The 23,800-nt window shown below is 57.4% G+C and carries 19 protein-coding genes and 1 tRNA gene; 9 read left to right on the forward strand and 11 right to left on the reverse strand.

The annotated features are described in order from the left end of the window. Positions 1-127 precede the first annotated feature (127 nt). On the reverse strand, positions 128-2,215 hold the full coding sequence (locus tag E0E20_RS00285; protein WP_130836083.1) for an ADP-ribosylglycohydrolase family protein: 2,088 nt from the start codon (positions 2,213-2,215) through the stop codon (positions 128-130). Between the two features lie 176 nt (positions 2,216-2,391). On the opposite strand from E0E20_RS00285, the gene E0E20_RS00290 reads away from it, so the two are divergent. Further along, entirely contained in the window at positions 2,392-4,131 is a 1,740-nt protein-coding gene (locus E0E20_RS00290) for a GGDEF domain-containing protein (protein WP_165443910.1), read from the forward strand. A 63-nt stretch (positions 4,132-4,194) separates the two neighbouring features. Next, the gene (locus E0E20_RS00295) at positions 4,195-5,937 is read left to right on the forward strand and encodes a GGDEF domain-containing protein (RefSeq protein ID WP_165443911.1); all 1,743 of its coding nucleotides are present in this window, start codon (positions 4,195-4,197) and stop codon (positions 5,935-5,937) included. Here E0E20_RS00295 and E0E20_RS00300 read toward each other — a convergent pair. From E0E20_RS00300 to E0E20_RS00310, 3 genes are read right to left on the reverse strand one after another with little or no spacing between them, the layout of a single operon-like run. Beyond that, on the reverse strand, positions 5,867-6,898 hold the full coding sequence (locus E0E20_RS00300) for a 3-deoxy-7-phosphoheptulonate synthase (protein WP_334295334.1): 1,032 nt from the start codon (positions 6,896-6,898) through the stop codon (positions 5,867-5,869). The genes E0E20_RS00295 and E0E20_RS00300 overlap by 71 nt on opposite strands. A gap of 56 nt (positions 6,899-6,954) precedes the next feature. Next, complete coding sequence (locus E0E20_RS00305) at positions 6,955-8,238, reverse strand: DegT/DnrJ/EryC1/StrS family aminotransferase (RefSeq protein ID WP_207302807.1); 1,284 nt, start codon at positions 8,236-8,238, stop codon at positions 6,955-6,957. Between the two features lie 37 nt (positions 8,239-8,275). Then, the gene (locus E0E20_RS00310; RefSeq protein ID WP_242622585.1) at positions 8,276-8,638 is read right to left on the reverse strand and encodes a winged helix-turn-helix transcriptional regulator; all 363 of its coding nucleotides are present in this window, start codon (positions 8,636-8,638) and stop codon (positions 8,276-8,278) included. A gap of 207 nt (positions 8,639-8,845) precedes the next feature. On the opposite strand from E0E20_RS00310, the gene E0E20_RS00315 reads away from it, so the two are divergent. Further along, positions 8,846-9,790: a cytochrome c biogenesis CcdA family protein gene (locus tag E0E20_RS00315; RefSeq protein ID WP_165443912.1), complete on the forward strand. Its 945-nt coding sequence runs from the start codon at positions 8,846-8,848 to the stop codon at positions 9,788-9,790. 6 nt (positions 9,791-9,796) lie between these two features. After that, positions 9,797-9,870: transfer RNA gene (locus tag E0E20_RS00320), tRNA-Pro, on the forward strand. A 165-nt stretch (positions 9,871-10,035) separates the two neighbouring features. Here the strand turns inward: E0E20_RS00320 and E0E20_RS00325 are convergent. After that, entirely contained in the window at positions 10,036-11,253 is a 1,218-nt protein-coding gene (locus E0E20_RS00325) for an MFS transporter (protein WP_242622586.1), read from the reverse strand. 143 nt (positions 11,254-11,396) lie between these two features. On the opposite strand from E0E20_RS00325, the gene E0E20_RS00330 reads away from it, so the two are divergent. From E0E20_RS00330 to E0E20_RS00350, 5 genes are all read left to right on the forward strand, one after another. Further along, positions 11,397-12,083: a response regulator transcription factor gene (locus E0E20_RS00330; RefSeq protein ID WP_130836089.1), complete on the forward strand. Its 687-nt coding sequence runs from the start codon at positions 11,397-11,399 to the stop codon at positions 12,081-12,083. After that, positions 12,070-13,341, forward strand: coding sequence for a sensor histidine kinase (locus tag E0E20_RS00335; protein ID WP_207302808.1), 1,272 nt, complete (start codon positions 12,070-12,072; stop codon positions 13,339-13,341). The genes E0E20_RS00330 and E0E20_RS00335 overlap by 14 nt, the downstream gene beginning before the upstream one ends. A gap of 67 nt (positions 13,342-13,408) precedes the next feature. Continuing rightward, positions 13,409-14,086 (forward strand): polyphosphate polymerase domain-containing protein, encoded by a 678-nt coding sequence (locus E0E20_RS00340; protein WP_130836090.1) that lies wholly within the window; start codon positions 13,409-13,411, stop codon positions 14,084-14,086. A 19-nt stretch (positions 14,087-14,105) separates the two neighbouring features. After that, positions 14,106-14,777: a DUF4956 domain-containing protein gene (locus tag E0E20_RS00345; RefSeq protein WP_130836091.1), complete on the forward strand. Its 672-nt coding sequence runs from the start codon at positions 14,106-14,108 to the stop codon at positions 14,775-14,777. A 12-nt stretch (positions 14,778-14,789) separates the two neighbouring features. Continuing rightward, complete coding sequence (locus E0E20_RS00350; protein WP_130836092.1) at positions 14,790-16,616, forward strand: carbohydrate-binding domain-containing protein; 1,827 nt, start codon at positions 14,790-14,792, stop codon at positions 16,614-16,616. An 81-nt stretch (positions 16,617-16,697) separates the two neighbouring features. Here the strand turns inward: E0E20_RS00350 and E0E20_RS00355 are convergent, their stop codons facing one another. From E0E20_RS00355 to E0E20_RS00380, 6 genes are all read right to left on the reverse strand, one after another. Next, on the reverse strand, positions 16,698-17,606 hold the full coding sequence (locus tag E0E20_RS00355) for a DegV family protein (RefSeq protein WP_130836093.1): 909 nt from the start codon (positions 17,604-17,606) through the stop codon (positions 16,698-16,700). 119 nt (positions 17,607-17,725) lie between these two features. Continuing rightward, on the reverse strand, positions 17,726-18,661 hold the full coding sequence (locus E0E20_RS00360; RefSeq protein ID WP_130836094.1) for an alpha-1,2-fucosyltransferase: 936 nt from the start codon (positions 18,659-18,661) through the stop codon (positions 17,726-17,728). Positions 18,662-18,718: 57 nt separating this feature from the next. Then, positions 18,719-19,816 carry a glycoside hydrolase family 88 protein gene (locus E0E20_RS00365; protein ID WP_130836095.1) on the reverse strand — a complete coding sequence of 366 codons (1,098 nt, stop codon included), beginning with the start codon at positions 19,814-19,816 and terminating at the stop codon, positions 18,719-18,721. 47 nt (positions 19,817-19,863) lie between these two features. After that, a complete protein-coding gene (locus E0E20_RS00370) occupies positions 19,864-21,396 on the reverse strand; it encodes a lipopolysaccharide biosynthesis protein (protein ID WP_130836096.1) in 1,533 nt (510 codons plus the stop codon). A 26-nt stretch (positions 21,397-21,422) separates the two neighbouring features. Beyond that, positions 21,423-22,751 carry a polysaccharide pyruvyl transferase family protein gene (locus E0E20_RS00375; RefSeq protein WP_130836097.1) on the reverse strand — a complete coding sequence of 443 codons (1,329 nt, stop codon included), beginning with the start codon at positions 22,749-22,751 and terminating at the stop codon, positions 21,423-21,425. Positions 22,752-22,780: 29 nt separating this feature from the next. Further along, entirely contained in the window at positions 22,781-23,800 is a 1,020-nt protein-coding gene (locus tag E0E20_RS00380) for a glycosyltransferase family 2 protein (RefSeq protein ID WP_130836098.1), read from the reverse strand.

The raw sequence follows: 23,800 nt of genomic DNA on the forward strand, positions 1-23,800 counted from the left end.
GCACTTTGCGCCAAAGTATAAAACCGGGCCCGCGGCCTGTCAAGAAACACGCCGCTCTCTGCCGCGCAGACAGCGACCCCGGAGCCCGTCCCCGCAAAGGCTCTGCCGTCGGACTTCTGCTTCTCCCTCAGTTCGCGCCGAGCCACCGGCTCTGATAACTCTCGCAGAGCTCTTCGACCCATTCGCGCCGCGCGAGCGCTGCTCTCTCTTCCTCCGGCACGGCCGCCGCGCCGTAGAAGATCCCGGCAAGAGCCCCTGCCGCGGCCGCGGCCCGGCCGGCTGCCGCCGCGCCGCGCCCCAAGGCCGCCGCTTTCCCGATGCACTCGCGGAAAGAAGAACTGTTCAGCAGGCACCAGACCGCCGTCTCCAGCGTATCGACGGCGCGGCCGTCCCCCGAAAGGGCCGACTCCGGAAGCGCGCGGAAGCGGCTGATGGCATGGAGCCGCGTGAGATCCGCCAGCGCCGAACGGACCGCATCGTAATCCTTGACCGCTTCGCGGTGCTCCTCCAGCGCTTTCCGCTCCTCTTCATCTGCCGCCTCCTCGCCGACGCGATAGAACAGGAGCATTTCGTTTACCGCATCCTGCACATGCTTCTCCGCATTCTCTTTCGGAAGATGCGTCACCAGATTCCGCACAATCAGGGAATAGAGCTCGCAGACCGCCTTGCTGCGCGGATGAGCGTGTGTGAGCGCCGAGGCCTGATGAAGCAGGGCGCGGTCGGCGTCCGTACAGAAAGGCTGTCCCTGCCGGCACAGCAGAAGCGAAAACGGCAGAATCCGGACAAGAGCCCCGCTCCCGTCCGCGCTCTCATCCCCGATTCCGCAGGAGAGCGGCGTCATTCCCCGCGCGTAGTTCATGATCGCCGCATCGGTCGTCTCCCCGATGCCGGACGCGCTGCCGGACGCCGTATACTCTCCATACATCCGCCAGCGGAAGAGCTTTTCCATCACGTCGCCGAAGTCCGGCGCTTTCTTCGCGGACAGGCTGTCCAGCGCGGCGAGCGTCATGCTGCCGGCCGCCGACCAGAGCGTCTCCGCACCCGCGCTGTCCGGCGTGCTCTCCGCCGTGCCGTCCCCGCAGCGGAGCGGCGGGGACGCCATGCCGAATGCCTCGCCGACGAGAAGTCCCGTCACCGCCGCAGCCGTAAGGCCGCTCTCCGGCCGGCGGAGCGTGATCTGCAGCTGAGGCCCCGGGCCCGCGGCGGCTCCGGCAGATCCCCCCTGCGCGGCGAGCGTCTCTTTCCGGCGCTTTTCCGCCTCCTCACGCAATTTGCGGATATTCTCCATGAATGCCTGATACCGGCGATAGGTCTCCTCGTCCGGCGCGCACATGACGACCTGCATCACATAGTCCTGATGCGCCGCGAGCCACCCGGTCGCCGCGGAAATCACGGCCGGAATCTGCTCCTCCAGCGGGAAGCCTCCCTGCGAGGCTCCCGGAAAGGCGATGCTGTGCAGCTCTCCGCCGCGGGACAGCTCGAGCGCCGCCGCGCAGCCCCTCATAAGAAGCGCCCCGGCCTCTCTCTTCTCCTGCGCCGTGCCCCCCGCAGGATAGGACGGCACAAAAATACGGATCCGGCGCGGCTTCTCTTCTGTCTCATCCGCAAAGACCGCCGTCCCGGCCTCCCTGTTCTCTTTCCCCGCGTCCTCCATACTGACGGCGCCCTGCGCGCCGGCTGAGGCCGCGTCCGCTTTCTGAATGAATACGTGGCTCCGCTTCGCCGTCTCCGCCGTTGTCCGGCGCGCATCCTCCGTCTTCAATATCGCCGCGATCGTCGTCCGCGGCAGAAGGAAGCGCTTTCCCCACGGGTTAATAAGGACCCCCTGCAGCGCTTCCGTCCGCCCGATCATTTCCAGCGCCTCCCGCAGAGGTATGGCGAGCACCGGCGTCTGTGCGCCTTTCTTCTGCTCCGCCTCGCTGGTAAAGAGAACGGCCGCCTCTTTCCCGTCCGGCGATTTCAATCTGTTCAGGACAAAGCGCCTCTGCTTCTGCTTCGGATTGCGGAAATCCACGGTCTCCGCCGCCGGAGCCGCCGCGAGCAGCACCCGCGTCCCCGGAGCGAGCTGACGCCGCACGGCCTCCATCACCGCCATCACGTTCTGATTGGTTCTGTTTTCATGATAGGCAAGAATCGCCGCCTCAATCTCCCCGTTGCCTTTCAGCATGTCCGCGATCGTAATCCTTGCTCTGGTTATCCGTTTTGAATCGTTCATCTCTGACCCCTTTGAAAGCTGTAACTCCAAGCATTAAGAATACTACACAAGCGCCTGTTCTGCCTACTTATTTATATAATCCTCCCATTTTCTTCCAATCTGGAGTATAATCAACTAACCACATGATTACGTGCGGCGCAGGCTGTTTGCCCGCGTTTTCCCAGAAAGGAACCCCCATGCGGCCCCCGCATTTCCCGGAAGCTCTGAAAAAGAAAGAACCCGCCGAGCTCGTCGCCTATGCCGTTCTCATCGCCGGCATGATCTTTGTGCTGATGCAGCTCCTGACCACCTACACCGGTTACAGCTTCTATGAATACCGACGGATCGAGAACGGAATTTCGGGCGAGCTTGTCCGCACGGACGGCAGGACGCTCCGCTTCAGGGGCAACAGCTTCCCGGTTCCCCGGTCCGGCGATACGCTGATCGTGCGTGTCCCTCTCTCCCGGGAGAATCATCTTCTGAATTCCGCTCTCAGCTTCTGCTGGACCGGCGCCGTCGTGACCGCTTCGGATCCGGAGGGAAATCTTCTTTTTTCCTACGGTGAGAACATGGAGGCCGAGGGACATCAGATCGGCGACGTTCTCTGCATTATTCCTCTCCCTGAGAGCGCATGGGAGCACTTCGTCACCCTCACGCTCCGGCAGGCGCAGGGGCGCGGGGCAGGTCACTTTCATTCCCTGCGCATCACAAGGACCGCCAATGCCATTCATTATGCCCTTGTCCGCTATCTGGTTGAATTCGTCCTGTTTATAACCTGCTTCTGGACCGCGCTGGTCTGCACCGTCTTGTTCGGCATTGCCGCCGTGCGCAGACCCGGTCTGCGTCAGTGGTTCTGGTTTTCCGCTTTCTGCGCCGCCTCCTCGGGCTGGGTTATCGGCTATCTGCATTTCATCAATGCCATTTCCCGCTGGAGCTACCTTGCGGCAAATTCCGCATACATCTCAGTCTGCATCATGCCCGCCGCCGTCTCGATGTTCCTCAGCCGCTGGCCTTTTCCGCCGAAAATATGCCGTTTCTACCGCCGGAGCGCGCTGCTTTTCACCGCTTTTTTTGCCGCCGCCGTTCTTTTCGAGCTCTTCACGCCGCTCCACTACTACCATTTTATGGGGCCGCTCTGCACACTGGTTTTCATTCATATTCTCCTTACGGCCTATGTTCTTCTCCGCGTTTCCCCCGCACAGAGCAACGAGCGGCCGACCATGGTGCTCAAATGGGGACTGCTCGCATCCTGCCTGTTTCTCCTCTTAGAGCTTATCCGCTTCTCGGCAGACCGGCTCGTCGACCGTCCGGGTCCGGCCATGCGGCTTTTCCTTTCCATCAATATGGCCCCTGCCTTTGTGTTCCTGACCATTCTCTCTTTTCTTCTGAACAGCATTCTCATGCTCTTTCACCAGATCATGGAGAGCCGCGAAAAGGAAAATCTGAAAAAGATCGCGTGGATCGACCCTCTTTCCGCCATCCCGAACCGGCAGGCCTGCGTCCGCCGACTGGAGGAGCTGGAGCAAAAAGAGATCCGGAATTATACGCTGTATTTTTTTGATGCCGACAATCTGAAAAAAGCGAATGATACCTACGGACACGATATGGGAGACGAGCTGATTATCTTTGTCGCCCACAGCGTCCGGAATACCTTTGAGGACTATCCCGGCTTCTTCGGGCGCTGGGGCGGCGACGAATTCATTGCCTGCGTCATCGGCAGCATTCCCCCCGAGGATCCCATCGCCACGTTCCGCAGAAATATCGAGGAGGGGAATCAATACCATTTCTTCCCCTTTCACGCCTCCGTCTCGCAGGGCTGGGCCGTGAGCACCGCCGAAGCGCCTCTCACGCCGAAAGAGGCCTTAGAGGAGGCCGACCGGCGCATGTACGAACACAAGCGACAAGCCAAGGCCTCCCGCCGCAGCTTTCCGAACTGAGAAAGGGCTCCCCGCCGCATGAAACACGATACCCCCGCAATACCAAAACCGCATCGCAGCAGCATGCTGCTTATCCTGTGCTCCGCCCTCGCCATGCTCTTTCTTCTTCAGTGCATACAGACGCTCCCCGACGTAAGCCGCCCGGACTATCAGTCCGTGGATAATGTGATCACGGTCGACGTTCTGCGCCGGGGCGGCGTGACCGAGCACTATGACGGCGCCGATTTTGCGCCGGCCGGGAAAGAGGAGACGGTCGTCGTCAATCTCTCCCTCCCCGAGGAACGCCGCATCGCGGACGCCTCTCTCTGCTTTTACTGGTACAACGCGACCTGCACCGTTTCCCATGATAAAAAGATCATCTATTCCTACGGCAACAAGCGCTACGAGCGGCAGATTCCGCTGGGGAATCTCCTGTTCACCGTACCGATCCCGGAGAATGCGTGGGGCGATACGCTGCAGATCACGCTCGCGCAGCGGGAGGGAAGCAGCCTCTCCAATGTTCATTCCATGCGCATCATGCCGACCGTCGGCGTCCGGCGCTATCCTCTGATCCGGCACGGCCTCGAGTTCTTCTCTTTTCTCACGCTCGGCGTCAACGCGGCGTTTCTCTTGCTTATTCTCCTGTTGCTCCGCAGACATCTGCGCGTCATGCCGCTGTTTTGCCTCTGCCTGTATACGATTGCCTCTTCCGTCTGGATGTTCGGGTACCTCCGCCTCTTTTATGTCTTCACCAGCAACACGGCGTTTGCGGCCAATATCGAATACATCACCATTTTTCTGGTTCCCATCTCTCTTTCCATGCTGATCAAGGAGCAGAGCGTCGGAAGCCGCGTACAGGCCGCCTCCTCGATTTTCGGCGGAGGCTTTATCGTTCTGTTTATTTTCGCAGTGTTGAACCGCGCCGCGACGGGGATGCACCTGCTGGTGTTCTCCCCGCTCATCGGTCTGTTCATGGCCCTCTATCTGATTGTCTGCGCCGTGCTTCTCCACCTGCTTCCCAAGGCGGAGCGCAACGAAGAAAATTCTCTGCTTCGTTCTGCGCTGACGATCGCTTCTGTCCTGTCCGTGCTTGAGCTTGCGCGGAATGCGCTGAGCCAGTACGCTCTTCTGCCGCCGTTCCTCAGCAGTCTTCTCTCCCGCAGCACCTTTCTCCCTGTCGCGGTACTGTCGCTCCTTTACTCATTCGGCCTGATTGAATTCATGCGCCAGCGCCGGGAGCAGCAGTCGGTCAGAAACCGCAAGCGACTCGATCTCGTCGCCTATCATGACGCTCTTACCTGCATTCCGAACCGCCAGTTCGCTCTGAAAGAATTTCATCTTCTGGAAAAATCCCGCATCCCGGAATTCTGCGTCTTTTTTTTCGACGCGGACGGCCTGAAACGGGCCAATGATCTCTACGGGCACGAGGCCGGAGACATTCTTCTTAGGGAAACCGCATCCTGCATAAAGTCTGCCTTTGAACGCCCGGACAGCTTCTATGCCCGCTGGGGCGGCGACGAATTCATCGCCTGCATCCGTGGCGACGCGGAGCCGGACGCCGTCATGCACAGCTTTTACACGGCTATCGAGAAGACGAACGCCAAAAACCTGTTGCCTTTTCCGATCTCCGTCTCCTGCGGCTTCTGTCAGAGCACCCTGTCGGCGCCTTTCCGCCCGACCGAAGCCATCGAAGAGGCCGACCGGAGAATGTATGCCAGCAAGCAGCAGCGCAAGGCGGCCGCACGCGAACGCGCACTCACGCAAGAAGCTCCGCAAGCTCAAGAATCAGGCGCTTGCTCTTCTTCCAGCCAAGACAAGGATCCGTAATGGACCTGCCGTAGACACCCTCTCCGATTTTCTGCGCCCCGTCCTCGAGATAGCTCTCGATCATAAGGCCTTTCACAAGGTGCCGGATATCCTCCGACACCCGCATGCTGTGGAGGACATCCTTGGCGATGCGGATCTGCTCCATGTACTGCTTGCCGGAGTTGGAATGATTCGTGTCGACGATAACCGCCGGATTGACCAGCCTCAGCTTCGCGTATTCTTTTTGAAGCCCCCGCAGGTCCTCGTAATGATAATTGGAGATGCTGTTGCCGAACCGGTCCGAATGCCCGCGCAGAATGGCATGCGCGAGAGGGTTGCCCTCCGTCTGTACCTCCCAGCCGCGATACAGAAACTTCTGGGGGCTCTGCGCCGCGGTCACGGCGTTCATCATAACCGAAATGTCGCCGCTCGTCGGATTTTTCATCCCTGCGGGAATCCCGATTCCGCTGGCTACAATCCGGTGCTGCTGATCCTCGACCGAGCGCGCACCGACCGCCACATAGCTCAGAAGGTCCGAAAGATAGCGGTGATTTTCCGGATAGAGCATCTCCTCCGCCGTGGAAAATCCGGTCTCCCGGAGCACGCGGGTATGCAGCTCACGGATTGCTATGATCCCGGCGAGCATGTCCTCCGCTTTCTCCGGATCGGGCTGGTGCAGCATCCCCTTGTAGCCGATTCCCTTGGTCCGGGGCTTATTGGTATACACCCGCGGAATAATGAAAATCCGCTCCCTTACTTTCTCCTGCACTGCGGCGAGCCGCGTCATATACTCGACGACCGCATCCTCCCGGTCGGCGGAGCAGGGCCCTATGATCAGGAGAAGCCGGTCGTCCTCCCCGCGGAAAATCCGCGCGATTTCCTCATCCCGCTCCTCTTTGATGCCACGGAGCTTCGCATCCAGCGGGAACTGCGCTTTCAGCTCCTGCGGAGCTGGAATCTTTCTGATAAATTCCATCTGCATTTCCATATTCATCACCATGACGAAGCGCCCTGTGTGAGGCGCATGCCGCAGACAGGCTACGCAAACGATCTGTGAATGACTTCGATGACACGGCTCTGCTGCTCCGGCGTCATCTTGTTGTCCGACGGCAGGCACAGTCCTCTTCGGAAAATATCACTGCCGACGTCCTGCTCCTCTGTTCCGGCGATGTAAGCGTTGCTTTGTCCGCGCCCGTTTCCCTCTACCGTGACAAAGGCGTTCATCCGGTAAATCGGCTGCATGTGCATGGGCTTCCAGACCGGCCGGCCCTCTGCGCGGATCGCCGCAAGCATATCCAGTATTTCCTGCGGACAGCTTCTGCCCGGGACCGACTGATAGAGGAAGTCCCGCTCCCCCCGCACCATCGGGCTCATGGCCTCTTCGCGGATGAGAAGACAGCTCAGCCAGTAGTTCGGCTCGCTGCGCTCTCCGTCAAAGGGGTTCATCTCGATCGGAAGATCCGCAAGCCCCTCCCGGTAACGCTCGTAGATCGCTTTTTTCTGCGCGATGTGCTCCGGAAGATGAGGGAGCTGCCCCCGCACCAGACCGGCAATCACGTTGCTCATACGGTAGTTGTAGCCGATCTCCTCGTGCTGATACCACGGAGCCGCTTCCCGCGACTGCGTCGACCATTTGCGCACCTTATCCGCATCCGCCCTGCTGTCCGTCAGAAACATGCCGCCCGACGAGCCGGTGATGATCTTGTTCCCGTTGAAGCTGATGGCGTTGTAATCGCCGAAGGTCCCAGTCTGCCGGCCGTCATACATTGCGCCGAGAGACTCTGCCGCATCCTCGACGATCAGCGCCCCGTGCGAATCCGCAATCCGACGGATCTCCGCAATCCGGGCGGGCGTACCGTAGAGATGCGCCGCCACGATCAGTCTGACCTCGGGATAAAGAGCAAACGCTCTCTCCAGCGCGGCGGGATCCATGTTCCACGTGTTTCGCTCCGTGTCAATGAACACGGCCTCGCCGTCCTCATAGGCCACCGGATTCACCGTGGCGTCAAAGGTCATATCCGAACAGAATACTTTATGTCCGCGGAGCGTCCCCTCATTCGGACGGGCCATGCCGTAAAGCCGTTCTCCCGCAAGCTTCACCGCAAGATGGAGCGATGCCGTTCCGCAGGACAGCGCCACCGCATGACGGCAGCCGACATATTCCGCGACGCCGCGCTCCAACGCGTCGATGTTCTCCCCCACCGTGGACAGCCAGTTCGTCTCGTAGGCCTCCGTCACATAGCGGAGCTCGTCCCCGTGCATCGTGGGCGACGAAAGCCACAGCTTCTCCTCAAAGGGCCTGATATTCCCCAGTTCTTTCATCGGTCTTTTCTCCCTGTCATAAAATCCTGCAGCGCCATCACAGATGCTCCTCTCCCCAGCGCTTCAGCATCAGAAGAATCGGTATCATGCTGCGCGATTTATCGGTCAGGGAATATTCTACACGAACCGGCATCTCCATGTACTGCTTTCTTTCCACCAGTCCGTCCGTCTCCATCTCCCGGAGGGACTGCGCCAGCATGGTGTTTGTGATTCCGTAGACGGCCCGCCGCAGATCGCCGTAGCGGACGTTTCCCTCATCATTGATGACACAGAGAATCAGTATTTTCCATTTCCCTCCGATGATGTCCAGAACCTTCTTCAGGCCGCAGCCCTCGCCTGCCGTGCTTTCGCAGAGCGACTCCCTCCGCTCTTTACCTGTCGTTTCCATAAAAATCACCATGCCGAAGCTCTCCCGGCGAGACATGCGCCGTAAAATCCGCACACTCGTCCGTTCCCATGTATCCGACTGTTTTCATTCCGATCGTTCCCCGGTAATTTTTCCGTACCAGCTAACTATATACTGCGTACTTGATAAGTTTTCCGTACTTTCAGTAATATGTCAAATATAGAACATTCCACGCCGCAAAACAAGTATATGAGGTTTTCCATGAATCTTTCTGTCGAAACCAATCTTTCCGTTCTGACTGTACTTCTTCAGGGATTTCTGAGCTTCTTCTCCCCCTGTGTGCTGCCGCTCCTCCCGGTTTATTTCGGGTATCTTTCCGGCGGCACCGCGCAGAGCGACGAAAACGGGGTCATGCAGTACGACCGCCGCAGGGTATTCAAAAATACGCTGCTCTTCGTCCTTGGAATCAGCTTTGCTTTCTCCGCGCCGGGACTCGGCATGACCGCGCTCGGTGTCTTCTTCCGCAGCCATCATTTGCTTTTTTCGCGGATCGGCGGCGGGATCATTCTGCTGTTCGGCCTGCTTCAGCTCATCCTGTACAGCACGGACACGTCGAAGCTCCTTCGCATTCCGGGCCTTTCGCGACTCCTCGGATTCTTTGCCGGTGAGCACCGGCTCCCGCTCCGCCTCTCACAGATGGCGCTGTCCCCGCTCACCGCGTTTCTGCTTGGCTTCGTCTTCAGCTTTGCATGGACGCCCTGCGTCGGCCCCACGCTGTCCTCCGTCCTCCTCATGGCCGCGGCGCGAAGCTCCGCCGCGGAGGGCTTTCTTCTGATCGCGGCATATACCCTCGGCTTCGTCATCCCGTTCCTTGCCGCGGGTCTTTTCACCACCAGTCTCCTCGGCCTTTTCCGCAGGCATTCGGGTATTGTCCGCGGCGCGGCGCTGATCGGCGCGGTGATTATGATTCTCATCGGTACGATCATGCTGACCGGCGGAGCGGGCCGCATTTCCTCATGGGTCGCGGCCGGATCCGCTGACCCGGGACGGCAATGTGTTCGGCTATGTCACCGGGAGCCTTTCGGAACAGACCATGCGGAACATCATCGCGCAGACGCAGGAGGACGGCGGAAAATAATCCCGCTTGACATGACCGGATCGGGTATTGTAAGATACTATCTGCGCCACAGGGAATCATTGATGTGACGCAATCGAGGCGTGGCTCAGTTTGGTAGAGCGCTGCGTTCGGGACGCAGAGGTCGTGGGTTCGAATCCCGTCGCCTCGACTTTATTTATATTGAAAAGAGACTGTGGAAAAGGGAAAGTCCGGCTCATAAACCACGCTGATATTGCCGTATCGGCGCGCTGCATGAGACAGACTTTCTGCTTTTTCACAGTTTTTTGTTCCGGTATCGTTTCCCTTTACCGGGCAGATTCCGGAACCGCATCCGTCAGAAATTTGTTTTTCTGCATTTTGAATACGCCATTTCCAGCATTCCGATATTCAGCACCGCAAACACGATCAGGTATACCGGCATGATCCCGATTCCGATATTTTGCTGAAGATGTCCGAACACCATTGGCATAAAAGTGCTTCCCACATAAGCAGAAGCCATCTGAAGCCCGATCACGGCAGCACTGTATCTTTTTCCAAAATTAGTCGGCGCCATATGCTGAATGGCTGGATATACAGGCCCCATGCCGGTACCGATCACAACAAAACCGATGACTGCAATCCAGTAGTTTGCCGTAGGCATTAACAGCATAAGAATTCCTGCGCATTCGACAAAGACTCCAGTCCGAATAAGCCTCTTATCTCCTATCCGGTTGGAAATAAATCCGGAAATAAGCCTGCCGAGCATCAGGCCGCCGAAGATAAGCGAACCGAAGGATGCGATTCTCTCATCTGTCAGCCCCGTCTTTGTGGCGGCAAAGTAGCTTGGCGTCCACAAGAAGCAGGTCGCCTCGCCTGCGCAGTATGCAAAGAAGGCAATCAATGTAAGCACAACCCCCGGCTCTTTAAGCGTTTCCCTGATGCCAGCGCTGTTTCTGTTATCCTCGTCTGTATACGAACCGTTTTTCTTCCATAAAGGCAGTGACAAGATTACCACTGCAAGTATTCCCATCTGTACAAAGGAGGTCCAGCGGTAACCCTCATTCCACCCCGCGTATTTAAGAGCCAGCGACATGATATAAGGGCTGATGACCGCGCCGATCCCATAGAAGCAGTGCAGAAAGTTCATCACTGCGCCCGAATAATTGTTTGCCACATAATGATTGACGGATGCATCGATTGCTCCTGCGCCAAGTCCATAGGGTATCGCAAACACAAACAGCATCCAGTACTGACGGCTGAATGAAAATCCGATCAGACCTGAGATGGTAAGCGCTATGGATGATATTACAATCCATTTTGTATGAAACCTTCTGATCATCCTTGGGCTGAGCAGCGCAGAGATAATCGTCATGAAAGATATCGTCATCGACACATATCCCGCATAGGAGGACGGCACTCCGAATACCATCTGCATTTTAGGCCATCCCGAGCCGAGAAGCGAGTCCGGAAGGCCCAGACTGATAAAGATTAAATATATGACTGCCAACAATAAGGAACCCATATGATTTTCCCCATTTCCGTCCTGACCTGAAGTCAGGTCTATGCGCTGCAATACGTTTTGTACCACAGCATGAAGAAAACTACAATCACTTTATTGTTATGAGAGAAATTCGCCCTCTCTTCTCAATCTTTTTCTTTTTTTCAATCTTTTCTCAAGCTTTTCGCTGTATCATGATAACGTAAGGTGGTGATGGTATGCGAATCCTTTTGGCGGAAGATGAAAAAAGAATGGCGGCAGCCCTTGTTGCGCTGATGAAGCAGGAAAAATACGATGTGGATCACGCGGCGGACGGTGCCTCCGCCCTCGCGGCACTGGAGAGCGGTGTTTACGACATCGCCGTTCTCGACGTCATGATGCCGGAAGTAAACGGTTTTGAAGTTGCACGCAGAGCAAGAAGCCGCGGTATAAAAACACCGATTCTGATGCTTACCGCAAAGAGTCAGCTGGATGATAAAGTAGAGGGTCTTGACAACGGAGCAGATGATTATCTCACAAAGCCCTTTCAGACCAAAGAGCTGCTGGCCAGACTTCGCGCCCTCGGGCGCAGGAACGTGAGCTTCCAGGACAATAAGCGGCGCTTTGGCGATCTTTCTCTGGATACATCAAACGCATCCCTCAGCTGTGATCTCACCGGACAGAGCGTCCGTCTCGGGGAAAAAGAGCTGCGCATTCTGGAATACATGTTCGACAACCGGGGACAGATCATGACCAGAGAGCAGCTGGCCGTAAAGATCTGGGGATTTGAAAATGAGACAGAATACAACAACGTAGAAGTATATATGTCCTTTACGCGGAAAAAGCTGGCTTTTGTCGGATCAAATGTCCAGATCAAGGCAGTTCGCGGTCTGGGATATGAATTGAGGGAACATGATGTTTCATAAATCCCGAAAAAAAATCATACTGGCGATCATGGGATCCCTCATTCTTCTGTTCTCCATTACCCTGACCGTCATCCTGCTTGTCAGTTTCCGGGAAGTGCGGCAGAAGAATACAGATATGCTGAACCGCTACGCAGAGATGTACTCTCTCGAACAGCAGGCGGACAGACAGAACCGGTTCCTGCCCGAATTCGGCAGCCAAAACCTGCCGGGGACAGGACAGAATCAAGGCAGGCCTCCTATCAACGAAAGGCCTGATTATCAGCTTTCCACATTTTATTCCGTAGCCTTGTCCGAAGACGGGACGGTCCTTGCCGTGGATACCGGAGAAAAAACGGTATACGAAGAAAGCACCCTCGTAGAGATCGCAAAGGAGATACTGGTCGGAAACAGGACATCCGGAAGACGCAATCATCTTTCCTACATCGTAAACCGCAGGGACGGATATACACTGATCGCCTTTATGGACAACACCGTATCAGAGGGCGGACTGCATACGCTGCTTCACAATATCCTGATTGTCGGCAGCATTGCGATCGTACTGCTGTTCTTCATTTCTCTCTCGCTTTCAAGGCGGATCATCCGCCCGCTGGAGGAAAACGACCGACAACAGAAACGATTTATCTCCGATGCAGGTCACGAGCTGAAAACGCCGGTTGCGGTAATCAGCGCCAACACCGAGCTTCTTTCCAGAGAGCTTGGAGAAAACGAATGGCTTGCGAATATTCAATATGAAAATGAGCGCATGGGCGATCTCGTGAAGCAGCTTCTGGACCTTTCCAGAGCGGAAAACACCGAAGCGCCCATGGTGCCTGTTGATTTCTCCCGCGTCGTTGCCGGTGAAACGCTTGCCTTCGAGAGCTTCGCATTCGAGCAGGGAAAAACGATCCGGAGCGACCTTGATGACGGAATCCATGTCATGGGAAATCCGGCTCAGCTTACGCAGCTTACATCCATTCTGCTTGATAATGCAGTAAGACATTCCACGGGCAACGATATCGAGGTGCTGCTTAAGCATCCGGCCCACTCCGCTGTCCTCCGTGTGGCAAACGACGATCCGGAGATTCCGTCCGAAAAAATGGAACACCTCTTTGACCGTTTCTATCGGGTCGACGAGGCCAGAAACAGCGAGGGACATCATTACGGTCTTGGCCTTTCCATAGCAAAAGCAATTACAGAAAAGCACGGCGGAAGTATTGCCGTCTCCAGCCATGACGGCAGGGTTCGGCTCACGGTATCGATTCCTGAAAAAAATAAATGAAACTTCAATCTTCTTTCAATCAACCTCCCTTACAATGATCCCATCAAATGTAAGGGAGGTATTCTTTATGGCTTTACAATACAGGCATGAATGGAAGTACATCCTGAATACCGGGGATCTGCTGATACTGCGTAAACGTCTCCGGGCTATCATGGAGAGTGACCCGCATGCGATAAACGGAAGATATCAGATACGCAGCCTGTATTTTGATACCCTTGATGATAAAGCGCTGAGAGAGAAAATCGATGGCGTTGACATGCGGGAGAAGTTCAGAATCCGGCTATATAATCACGATCCTTCGGTGCTCCATCTGGAAAAGAAAAGCAAGCGCAATGGTCTTGGAGTCAAGCATTCTGCAAAGCTGACCGCCGAAGAGGCACAGAAAATCCTGGCCGGGGACCTCGACTGGATGCTTAACCCTGATCGTCCTCTGCTGCAGGAGCTTTACTGCAGGATGCGCTGTCAGGGAATGCGTCCGAAGACGATTGTAGATTATACCAGGGAGCCGTTTATCTTTCGCCCCGGAAACGTCCGCGTCACGCTGGACTATGATATTCGGACCGGACTGAGCTGCACGGACTTTCTGAATCCGGATGCCGTTACCATCCCTGCCGGCGATCCTCCGATTCTCGTTGAAGTCAAGTGGGATAATTTTCTCCCCTCCATCATTCGGGACACGGTTTCCGTGCCGAACCGGCGCGTCGGCTCATTTTCCAAATATGCACAATGCCGTGTGTACGGCTGATTTGAAAGGAGCAAAAATCATGTCATTCTCAGAGATTTTTAAATCAAGCTTTCTTGAAAATGTAACCAGCATCAGCCTTCTGGATATGGCGCTCGCCCTGATATTAGCTTTCGGCGTCGGCCTGTTCATCTTCTTCATTTATAAAAAGACCTATGCGGGCGTGATGTATTCGTCTTCCTTCGGCGTAACATTGATCGCCCTGACGATGATTACGACCCTTGTGATTCTGGCCGTGACAAGCAATGTCGTTCTTTCCCTCGGCATGGTCGGCGCTTTGTCTATTGTGAGATTTCGCACCGCCATTAAGGAACCGATGGACATCGCTTTCCTCTTCTGGTCCATTGCCGCCGGCATCGTGCTTGCCGCCGGCCTGATTCCGCTGGCGGTATTCGGCAGCGTTATGATCGGCATTATTCTTCTGGTGTTTGCCAACCGCAAGGAACACTCCAATCCGTACATCGTGGTGATCTCCTGCGAGAGCAGCAAAAGCGAGAAATCCGCAACGGAATATCTCGCACAGAATACGAAAAAACTCACTGTCAAGAGCAAAACCGTACGTAAGGGCGACGTGGAGCTGAACATCGAAATCCGTCTGAAAGACGACAACACCGACTTTATCAATTCCCTGGCAGACCTGCCGGGAGTCCAGAATGCGGTTCTTGTAAGCTATAACGGAGACTACATGGGATAAGGAGGCGATCACATGTCCACGCGCAGAAATATCGACAGAATATGTATTGTCGTGCTCGTGCTGACGCTTCTCCTGACCGTGGTCTTTATGAACGGTGAAAGGCTGGGAATCAGAGTCACCGCCGATGAGGATGCGGAATCGTACAGCAGCGGCAGCTATTTCACTGAGAATGACTTAGACGGAGATTGGGCTGATAATTCCTATACAACTTATATCACACTCGATGGTTCCGGTGGAGAAATCAATGGCAATGGCGCCTACTTTCTGAACGGAGATCTTGTGATCTCAAACGGCGGATGGTATGTACTTTCCGGCACGCTGGAAGACGGGAGCATCATCGTAGATGCCGATGATTCCTCCAAGATCTGGATACGGCTGAGCGGCGTGAGCATCAACTGTTCCGACGACGCGTGTCTGCAGGTCGATCAGGCGGATAAAGTGTTCCTGACACTGGCCAAAGACACAGAGAATGTATTTACCAGCGGGAGCACATACTCGGAAGATGCGCTGTCGGACAACACAGGCGGCGCTATCTTCTCCCATGATGATTTGACGATCAACGGCAGCGGCAGTCTGGCGATTACCGCCGGATATAAGCACGGCATCGACGTGAATGACTCCCTCGTTATCACCGGAGGAAGCATCACAATCAGCGCGCCGCAGGACGGCATCCATGTCAACGACAGCTTCCGCTATGCAGAGGCGTCATTAATCATAGACGCAGGAGATGACGCTGTTCACAGCGATGACGAGCTTTACATTGAGAGCGGCACAATCCTCATCCATTCCTGCTATGAGGGGCTTGAAGCAATCACCGTTGATATCGCCGGAGGCAACATTACGATTTATCCCCGCGATGACGGGATCAATGCCAACGGTGACGATAACGCAATGGAATTCGGCGGTATGGAGGTTCCCCCCTCCGGCAGCACAGGAAATCGTGACCGCAGCGAAGCAGGCGGGATGCCCGCCCCTCCGGAATTACCAGATGGTGAAATGTCTTCCGTGTTTACCGAAATATCCGGGCGGCAAGAGGAGGCACAGACAGAAACAGACGACTCATCTGATGAGAAAGAGGCATACATCCGTATCAGCGGCGGAACCCTGACGATCATCAACGAAACCGGGCGGGACGCAGACGGACTTGACTCCAACGGAAATATCTATATTGGCGGCGGAGATATCCGCATCAGCCTTCCGGGCGACGGCAACAACTGCGCCATCGACTATGGCAGCGAAAGCGGAGGTGAGTGCATCGTTACCGGCGGAACGGTTCTGGCCTTCGGCGGCTCCAGTATGACGGAAGACTTCAGTTCCGACAGCTCGCAGTGCGCCGTGCTCTATAATCTGGATTCGACAATGGAGGCCGACACGCTGTTCCAGGTTCTGAGCGAAGACGGCGATGAAATCCTCTCTTTCGCTCCCGCCTGCGGGTATTCTTCCATAGCCTTCAGTGCACCGGAGCTGACAGTCGGCGAAACCTATACCATTGTCTGCGGCGAGAACAGCACAGAACTGACACTTGACTCCACTGCCACGTCAACAGGCAGCTCCGGCAGCACGCCGTCACAGGACATGGGACAAACCGGCTTTATGCCCGAAAGCAAGGAGTCCGGCAGCGAAATGCACCGCGGAGGGCCGACTCGGCCAGATGAAAACAAAGAGGATGCGAATGGCTTTGTATCAGAGGAGCCGGTTAATTCCGAAGATAAGGAAATCGCGTCCGGTAACTTTATTTCATTGAACGAGATCGACAAAAATGTCTGGATACTATCCGGTGCATCTGTTCTGGTTCTGGCCGCTGCGATTCTGATTGCAAGGAAATATCACAGAAATTAATGCCTGCGGTCATAAAATAAAAAACATCCATATCGTCGCGAATGTATGGGCTGTAAGCAAAATGGGGTTTTCTTCCCCTCCTCACCGCGAGGACTTTTCATCGTCCTCTCTGCTATCGCCGAAGAAAAACAGCGCCACCGTGCCGGGCCCTGTGTGGCTTCCGATCGTCGTGCCGATCGAATTGATCTCCACCGGGCCGGACAGCTTCGGGAACGCCTGCTCCACCGCCGCCGCCACGGCCTTTGCATCCTCCATGCAGGCCGACTGTGAGATATAGCATTTCCCGCTGTATTCCGTTCCGTTCTCCGCATGGCGTTTCATACGCTCGACAATCTCGCGGATCACCCTGTTCTTGCCTCGGCACTTGCTGCGGACGATGAGCCTGCCCTCCCGGTCCATGTTGAGAAGAGGACAAATACCGAGAAGACCGCCGAACATGCCCGCCGCCTTGGATATGCGGCCGCCCCGGACATAGTATTCCAGCGTCGTGGAAAAGAACCAGTGCGCGGTATTCAGCCGGTGCTTCTGCGCCCACGCGGCAAGCTCCTCAAGCTCCATTCCCCCGTCCCGCAGATCCGCAAGACGGTCCATCAGAAGACCGTAGCCCGAGGAGGCGCCGAGCGAGTCGACAATAAAAAGCTTCCGATCCGGGTATTGCTCCATGAGCTCCGTTTTCGCAATCATCGCCGCGTTATGGCTCCCGGACAGGCCGGAGCTGAGCGTCACATGCAGGATGTCCTTTCCCTCTTTCAGAAAGCTCTCAAAATAGTCCCGGTATTCCTCGGCGTTGACCTGCGAGGTCTTTGTGATGACTCCCTCCGCCATCGCCGCATAGAACTGCTCAAACGGCACCGACCGGCCGCAGTCGTCCGAATACCAGTTCTCCCCGAGCTGAAAGTGAAAGCAGATATAGCGGATGTCTCTTTTTTGAAAGTGTTCCGCCGAAAGATCCGCCGTGGAACAGCAGCTCAACACATAATTCCGACTCATTGTTTTTCCTCCTGCAAATATGCCGAAGACACACAGAAAGAGCACAGCGCCGTGCCCCGTTCCGCGGCTTCTCCGTCACTCAGACCATCTTTCCGTCTCTCAAACCAGCTTCCCGTCTCTCAAACCAGCTTCCCCGCCGGATCCACCAGCCGCCATCCCGGCCAAAGCTCATGCATGACCTCCGGAATGCAGCGCTGGGTCGTCTTGTGGATCGACGGCCGGATCATGATCTTCTCCGTCCCGCGATTCAGGCGCGCCCCCCAGAAGCTGAATGTGGAATTCGCGCAGATATTCACCTCGCAGAGGCTCATGAGCTGCATGTCAAGCAGGCTGTCCCGCCCGGTGTTCCAATCGCAGACCGTGTTTTCCTCCGCCGTCTCGCCGAAGTGAAGTATCCGGGCATATGCCGGATCGTCCGAAAAAATGTAAAAATGGAGCTGCCCGGGCTTTCCGCCCCGAAGCGACCGCACCGCGCCGTCGTAATAGGCAGGCGTGGCGATTCCGCCGAGAAGACGACGGTTTTCAGGGGTCAGATAATCCCCTCTCCTCAGATGAATGGAGACCGCGGTGATTCCCTCCTCCCTCTCCCGCCGTATCGACTCCGCGAGGGCCGCATTTTTCTCTGCCGCCGCCTTGTCCTCCGCCTCCGGGAAAGCAAACAGCTCCCGCAACTCCGGCAAAATGGCCGCATAGTACCTCTCGCAGGCAAAATACCCGGTAAGATAGCCCTCTCTCCGGCTGAGGAGGTCCTCATGGTACATCTCGCTCTCCATGAAAATCTGTCCACGGCGCAGACCCAGCCGTCTTGCCAGACGGCTCAGTGCATCGTCGCCGCCGGTGAAAGCACGCTTCTCCTCTGGAGAGGCAAGCTCCAGCGGCAGCCCCGGAAACAGCGAAAGCTCCAGCGCGCGCCGCGTGCCGACGCCGTCCTGCTCCGCCTCCGAAAACCACGACGCATCCAGCTTTGCCGGCGTTCCAAGCGACAGAAAACGCCGGTACAGCGCATACTGCTGCATCTGATTTCCCAGCCCTCCGGCCAGCTGAACAATAATCATATGAATCCTCCCGGCCGAAGCACCCCAGCCGCTCTCACAGAAGCCCCCAAAGCGCCTTCAGCGCTCAAGCCGCGACAGAAACGCCAGCACCGCCCCCTGCCCCCACGGATAATTCCCGTAATTCTGCGGATGATTCCCAAAATCAATACATTCCGCCAAAGCCTGCTGCACCCGTCCCTGCGGATCGGTCCATGAGCGGAGGGCCCCGGCCGCGCGGTCAAGTGTCCCGGCCGACACCGCCGCTCCTTCCCCGCACGGAAAAAGGACGCTCTCTGCATAGCTTATCATTGCTGTCGCCGAGGTGTCGACAGGAATTTCCTTCCCATCCTCCGACCGCGCGGCGAGATGCCACGTGAACATGCCGTCCTCTCTACGGCAGCTCTCGACAAGAGAGAGGAGCACCTCCGTGCGGCCGTCGGTCACCGCCCTGTCGCAGACCGCGGTAAGATATCCGGAGAGCCCCATGAGATACCAGCCCACAGCGCGCCCCCAGCCGACCAGTCCTTTCGTCTTTATGCCTCCGCCCTGCTGTGCCTCATAGCCATGGAACGGCAGGCCCGTCGTACGGTCAAAGCCGTATTCCCGGAACGCACAGAGCTGCCGTCCGGCGGTCATGAGCGCTTCCTCCCGCTTCTGCGGCCGCACGAGCGCGTAGCGGGACAGAAACAGCGCCAGCTCCCCCACCCCGTCCGCAAGGACGTAGTCATGCGCCCGCCCCGGCCGGTAGATCACCGCGCCGGTCCGGTCTTCGGAGCGCTCCGCGGCAAAATCGTACATCCTGTCGCAGACCGCGAGGTATTTTTCCTCCCCCGTCGCCTCATAACGCGCAGCGAACGCCGCCCCCGCCAGCACGTCGTCGATCTGAAAGAGCCGGCCGCCGTCCCGCTCCCACGCCGCCAGATGCCGGTCCATCGACGCCTGTACCGCGCGCCGGGTTTCCTCGTTCAGCGCCCCGGGCTTTCGCTCCCCCAGCGCAAGGTACTCACTCATCCCCAGAAGCAGCAGCCCTGCGGGCCAGAACATCCGATCCCGCTCCGGGACATATCTCCCGAGGAGACGTCTTGCCAGGTTCTTCGCTCTGACAAAAAGAGATATTTCCCCGTAGCCGTCCAGCTCCCGCGCGGCCTCCGCCGCGATCTGATCCAAAACCGTCAATTTTACACTCCTTATCCTGCAGAGCGCCGGAAGCCCGCGCCCCGCACTCAACCGCCGAATCTCCTTTTCACGAGCCGGAACAGATAGCGCGCCTCCCGCGTGCGTCCGAACACCGCCAGAAAAAGACCGTTGTACACAAGCGTAATCAGCACGCCCATGATAAGAAAACGCGGCAGAGTGACATCCGAAACCGCCGGCAGCAGATGAACGCGGATCCGGTAAAGCCCCGCGAGAATCCCGCCCAAAACCGCCGCGTATTTCAGAGATTCCAGAAAATAATGCGCCGCGCTCCTCCCGAAGCAGACGCGGTATATGATGATCGGCTTCGTGACATTCGCGATCAGACCGGAGACGACCGTGCCCACGTAGACCCCTGTCAGACCGATTTTCTGCACAAGCCAGACAGAGAGTGCCAGATTTACAATGCCCTGCACCGCCGCCAGATATTTGTCCTGCTCAAATACGCCGGCCGCCGTCTTGTAATTGGAGAGCACGATGCGCTCCCCCTTGAAATAAAAATCAAGGAGAATCAGCGCCACCGCCGGAGCCGGGAGGATCCATGCCCGGCCCAGCCAGAGTCCGCCGACAAAGGGCGTGAGAAGAAGAAAGAAGCCGGCCGCGCAGAAGCCGTAAATCCATGAGGCGAAGAAGCGGTATACGGAAAAAATCTCAAACTGCTTCTCCCGGCTCTCCGTCGCGATCAGATTCCCAAGGCTCGAGATCACGGAATTGAAGATGATGTTGACGAAGCCCGCCACCGCCGTAATGACCTGATTGTAGTTGTCCACCATCCCCGAGACGGTGACCTCGATAAAGGACGAAATGATGACGGAGTCCGTCTGGAGCCTCGCCGCGTCCCCTACCCTGTGCCAGACGAGCGCCCTCGTCTTCGTCCATACCTCGCCTCTCTCCTCCTTCGAGAGCGGGGCCGCGCCCTTTTCCCGAAGATACGGATAAAGCCGGTTCAGATAGGCGTTCACGAAAATCTTCTGCACGAGCTGAATCGCCGCGTCTGTGAGGAGATAGAAGTAGAAATTCTTCGTCGTCACCAGAACCAGCATCTGCAGCAGCACGGTGACAATCTTCGTGACGGCCGCAATGTTGGTCTGAATATAGTTTTTCTGCTCCGCGTTGACCAGACTGTATTTATAAGCGACAAAATAGCTGCTGACCGTGTTGAACAGAAAGATAAGATAGTACAGCGTGAGATCCTGCCAGCGGTTGTCTCCCGGATTCCGGATGAATACGGGCAGGAACGGCGTAAGAAGAAGTCCCATTCCGGCCACCGCAAGCGCGATCACATGATAGGCCCTGCGATACATCCGCATATAGGAGCGGACCTTTTCCCGATCTCCGCGCGCCACCGGGGCATACAGGCTGTAATTCAGCGCCGTGCCGATCCCCAGCTCCGCCATGTTAAGGAGCGATAATATCCCCGTGTAGAGACCGTTCACGCCGTTCAGCGTCGCAGATAAGTTCGAGATGAAAACCTGCTTAAGCAGAAAGCCAAGAATCGCCGTCGTCAGCGTGCCCGCATAGCCGAACGCAATATTTTTTGCCGCAGATTTTGTTCTTCCCATCTGAATTCCTGTCTGGCGTCTCCCGTTCATCCCTCTGTTATGCTCCGATACAGCGCCATGACCGCCCGCCCGTTTTCCAGCGCCCGGCGGCAATAACCGGGCATGATGTCATGGAGGTGCGCACGGATTCCGTTCTCATGTGCAAGGAGCCATTCATAGGCGTCAATGAGCTGCCGCTCCTCCCGAAGCTCCTGCACCGGCAGAACATAATGCTCCGCCGTGCCGAACAGCTCCTCGGCGATGCCCTGCGCCTTGACGGAGTACCCCAGCACGAGCGTCGGCACCTCCGACGAATATGCCGCGATCGTCGCATGCGTCCGCGCGCCGATGAAGAAGCGGCACTTTCCGATGATACCCTTGAGATCCCCGGCGTTTCCGTCCTCCGCCATGACGACCCGTCCGGTGCCCTGAAACATCGCCATCAGGCGGCCGAGAGGGATGCGGTCGTCGCTCCTCTCCCAGACCACATGCGGAATCAGGGCAACCGTCATATCCGATTCCGCAAGAATATGACGGATCAGAGCCGCGCAGCTCTGCAGCGCCAGTTCCGGATTCTCCGCATAATCCGCCGCCATCGGACTGAGATTGATTCCGACCGTCCCGCCCCGGAGGACCGGGCTTCCGGCCGGAACCGCCCGCCCGGCCCGGTTTCCCGCCGGGGAGCCGGGCCCGCCTCTCTCCTCCCACACAGGGAGCGCTATGGAGAAGCCCTCCGGCAGCACGGCGCGGGGATTCATCGGCAGCGCAAAGGCGGGGTCTGGGATGCGCCGGAGCTTTGCCTCCGGGATCCCCGCGCCGCGCAGCGCCTCATAGGTTCTTCCCTCCCGCGCGGTGATCAGCGCGTAACGGTGCATATCCTCGATCAGCGCCCGGCTCTCCTTTGTCTCTCCGGTAAGAAGCGCCGGCTCGATGGAGCAGCCCAGCAGCATCGTCCGCGTCCCCTGCCGGTTCAGCATGGCGTTGGCGAGCTCCAGATCATTTACCATGGACGGATAGCAGTAGTTGTCCCCCCCGATGGAGACGGCAAGCGCCGGCTTCTCCGCACCCGTAACCGGAAAGAGCCGGTAGCGCAGGAACGATTCCCGGTCCCTTGTGAGAGCCCGCCAGCCATAATAAAAGATATGGGCGAGACGATGCTCCGCTATGCGGCGTTCCTCGGCAAGCCTCACAAAGCTGCCGAAGCTACCGAGCGCATAGCGCTGATCCTCCGCTCTGCTGTTCGTCACCAGTGTGACCGGCGGCGGAGCGCCCTGCTCCCGGAGCTGCCGAAGCAGACTGTCCGCCAGCGCCTCACACCCGTGATTCCCGCTCCCTGCGTGCATACAGAGCGCGATCCCCGTCTTTTTTCCCGTCATGCCTCGTCTTTCCTTTCCGCCGGCACGCCTCATCCCCGCTTCCAGCGCCCGTATGCCGCATAATACAGCGCCGGCGACAGCCGGAACAGCCGCGTTTTTATCCCGTAGCCTTTCGGCAGGAAATCCTGTACTCCCGGAACCGCAAGGCATTCCCTTACCGTCTGCCGGAGCGTCTCTGTGGTTTCCGCCTCGTCCATCCGCTCCGCCTCAGCAAGCCGCGCGAGCTTCCCGGCGATCAGCATAGCCGAAACCGCACGGATCGCCGCAAGGCGCGCCATGCACCGCGAATCTTCCGCAAGATCGCTCCGCTCCTCCCGTATCCACCGCCCGGCTGCCTCCCAGCAGCGGAGCTGATCCATGTACTGCGGTGTATAGGGCTTTTGCATCGCCCCCGCGGGATTGCTGTAATAATAATACAGCCGCGCCTCTGTCCGCACCACCGTTCCCAGCCTCTTTGTGAGCGCGAGGAGAAACAGCATGTCCTCGCCGATCGTATAGCTCCGGCGAAAATGCGTCCTGCCGATGCACGAGCGCCGGATCAGCTTGCTCCAGATGCGCGTATCGGACGAGAGGATTCCCCGCAGAACAAAATCAGCCCCCGTCATGATTTCCGTCCTCACGGGGTCAAAGAAAGCGCCCGGCGGCACACTGCCCGCCTCCGGCTCCGCCGCCGCGATGTCCGAGGGCTCCGCAAAGGGCAGAAACGAGCAGCCCGCCATATCCGCGCGATAGGTTCTGATGAGCGCCAGCAGAACGCCCAGCATATTCGGCGCGATTCTGTCGTCGGCATCAAGAAATGAGACAAACTCCCCCTGCGCCTCGGAAAGTCCGGCGTTCCGCGCCTCGGAAACACCGCGCTGCTCCTGCGTCAGCAGACGGATGCGGGGGTCCTGTCCGCAGTAGCTCTGCGCCAGCTTCACCGAGCCGTCCGCGGAGCCGTCGTTCACAAGGATCAGCTCCCAGTCGGTCTCTGTCTGCACGAGGACGCTCTCGATGCAGGCCGTCAGCGTTTTCTGCGCGTTATGAAAGGGGGTGATAATACTGATCAT

Source organism: Lachnoclostridium sp. Marseille-P6806 (genome assembly GCF_900625025.1).
Lineage (GTDB): Bacteria > Bacillota > Clostridia > Lachnospirales > Lachnospiraceae > CAG-791.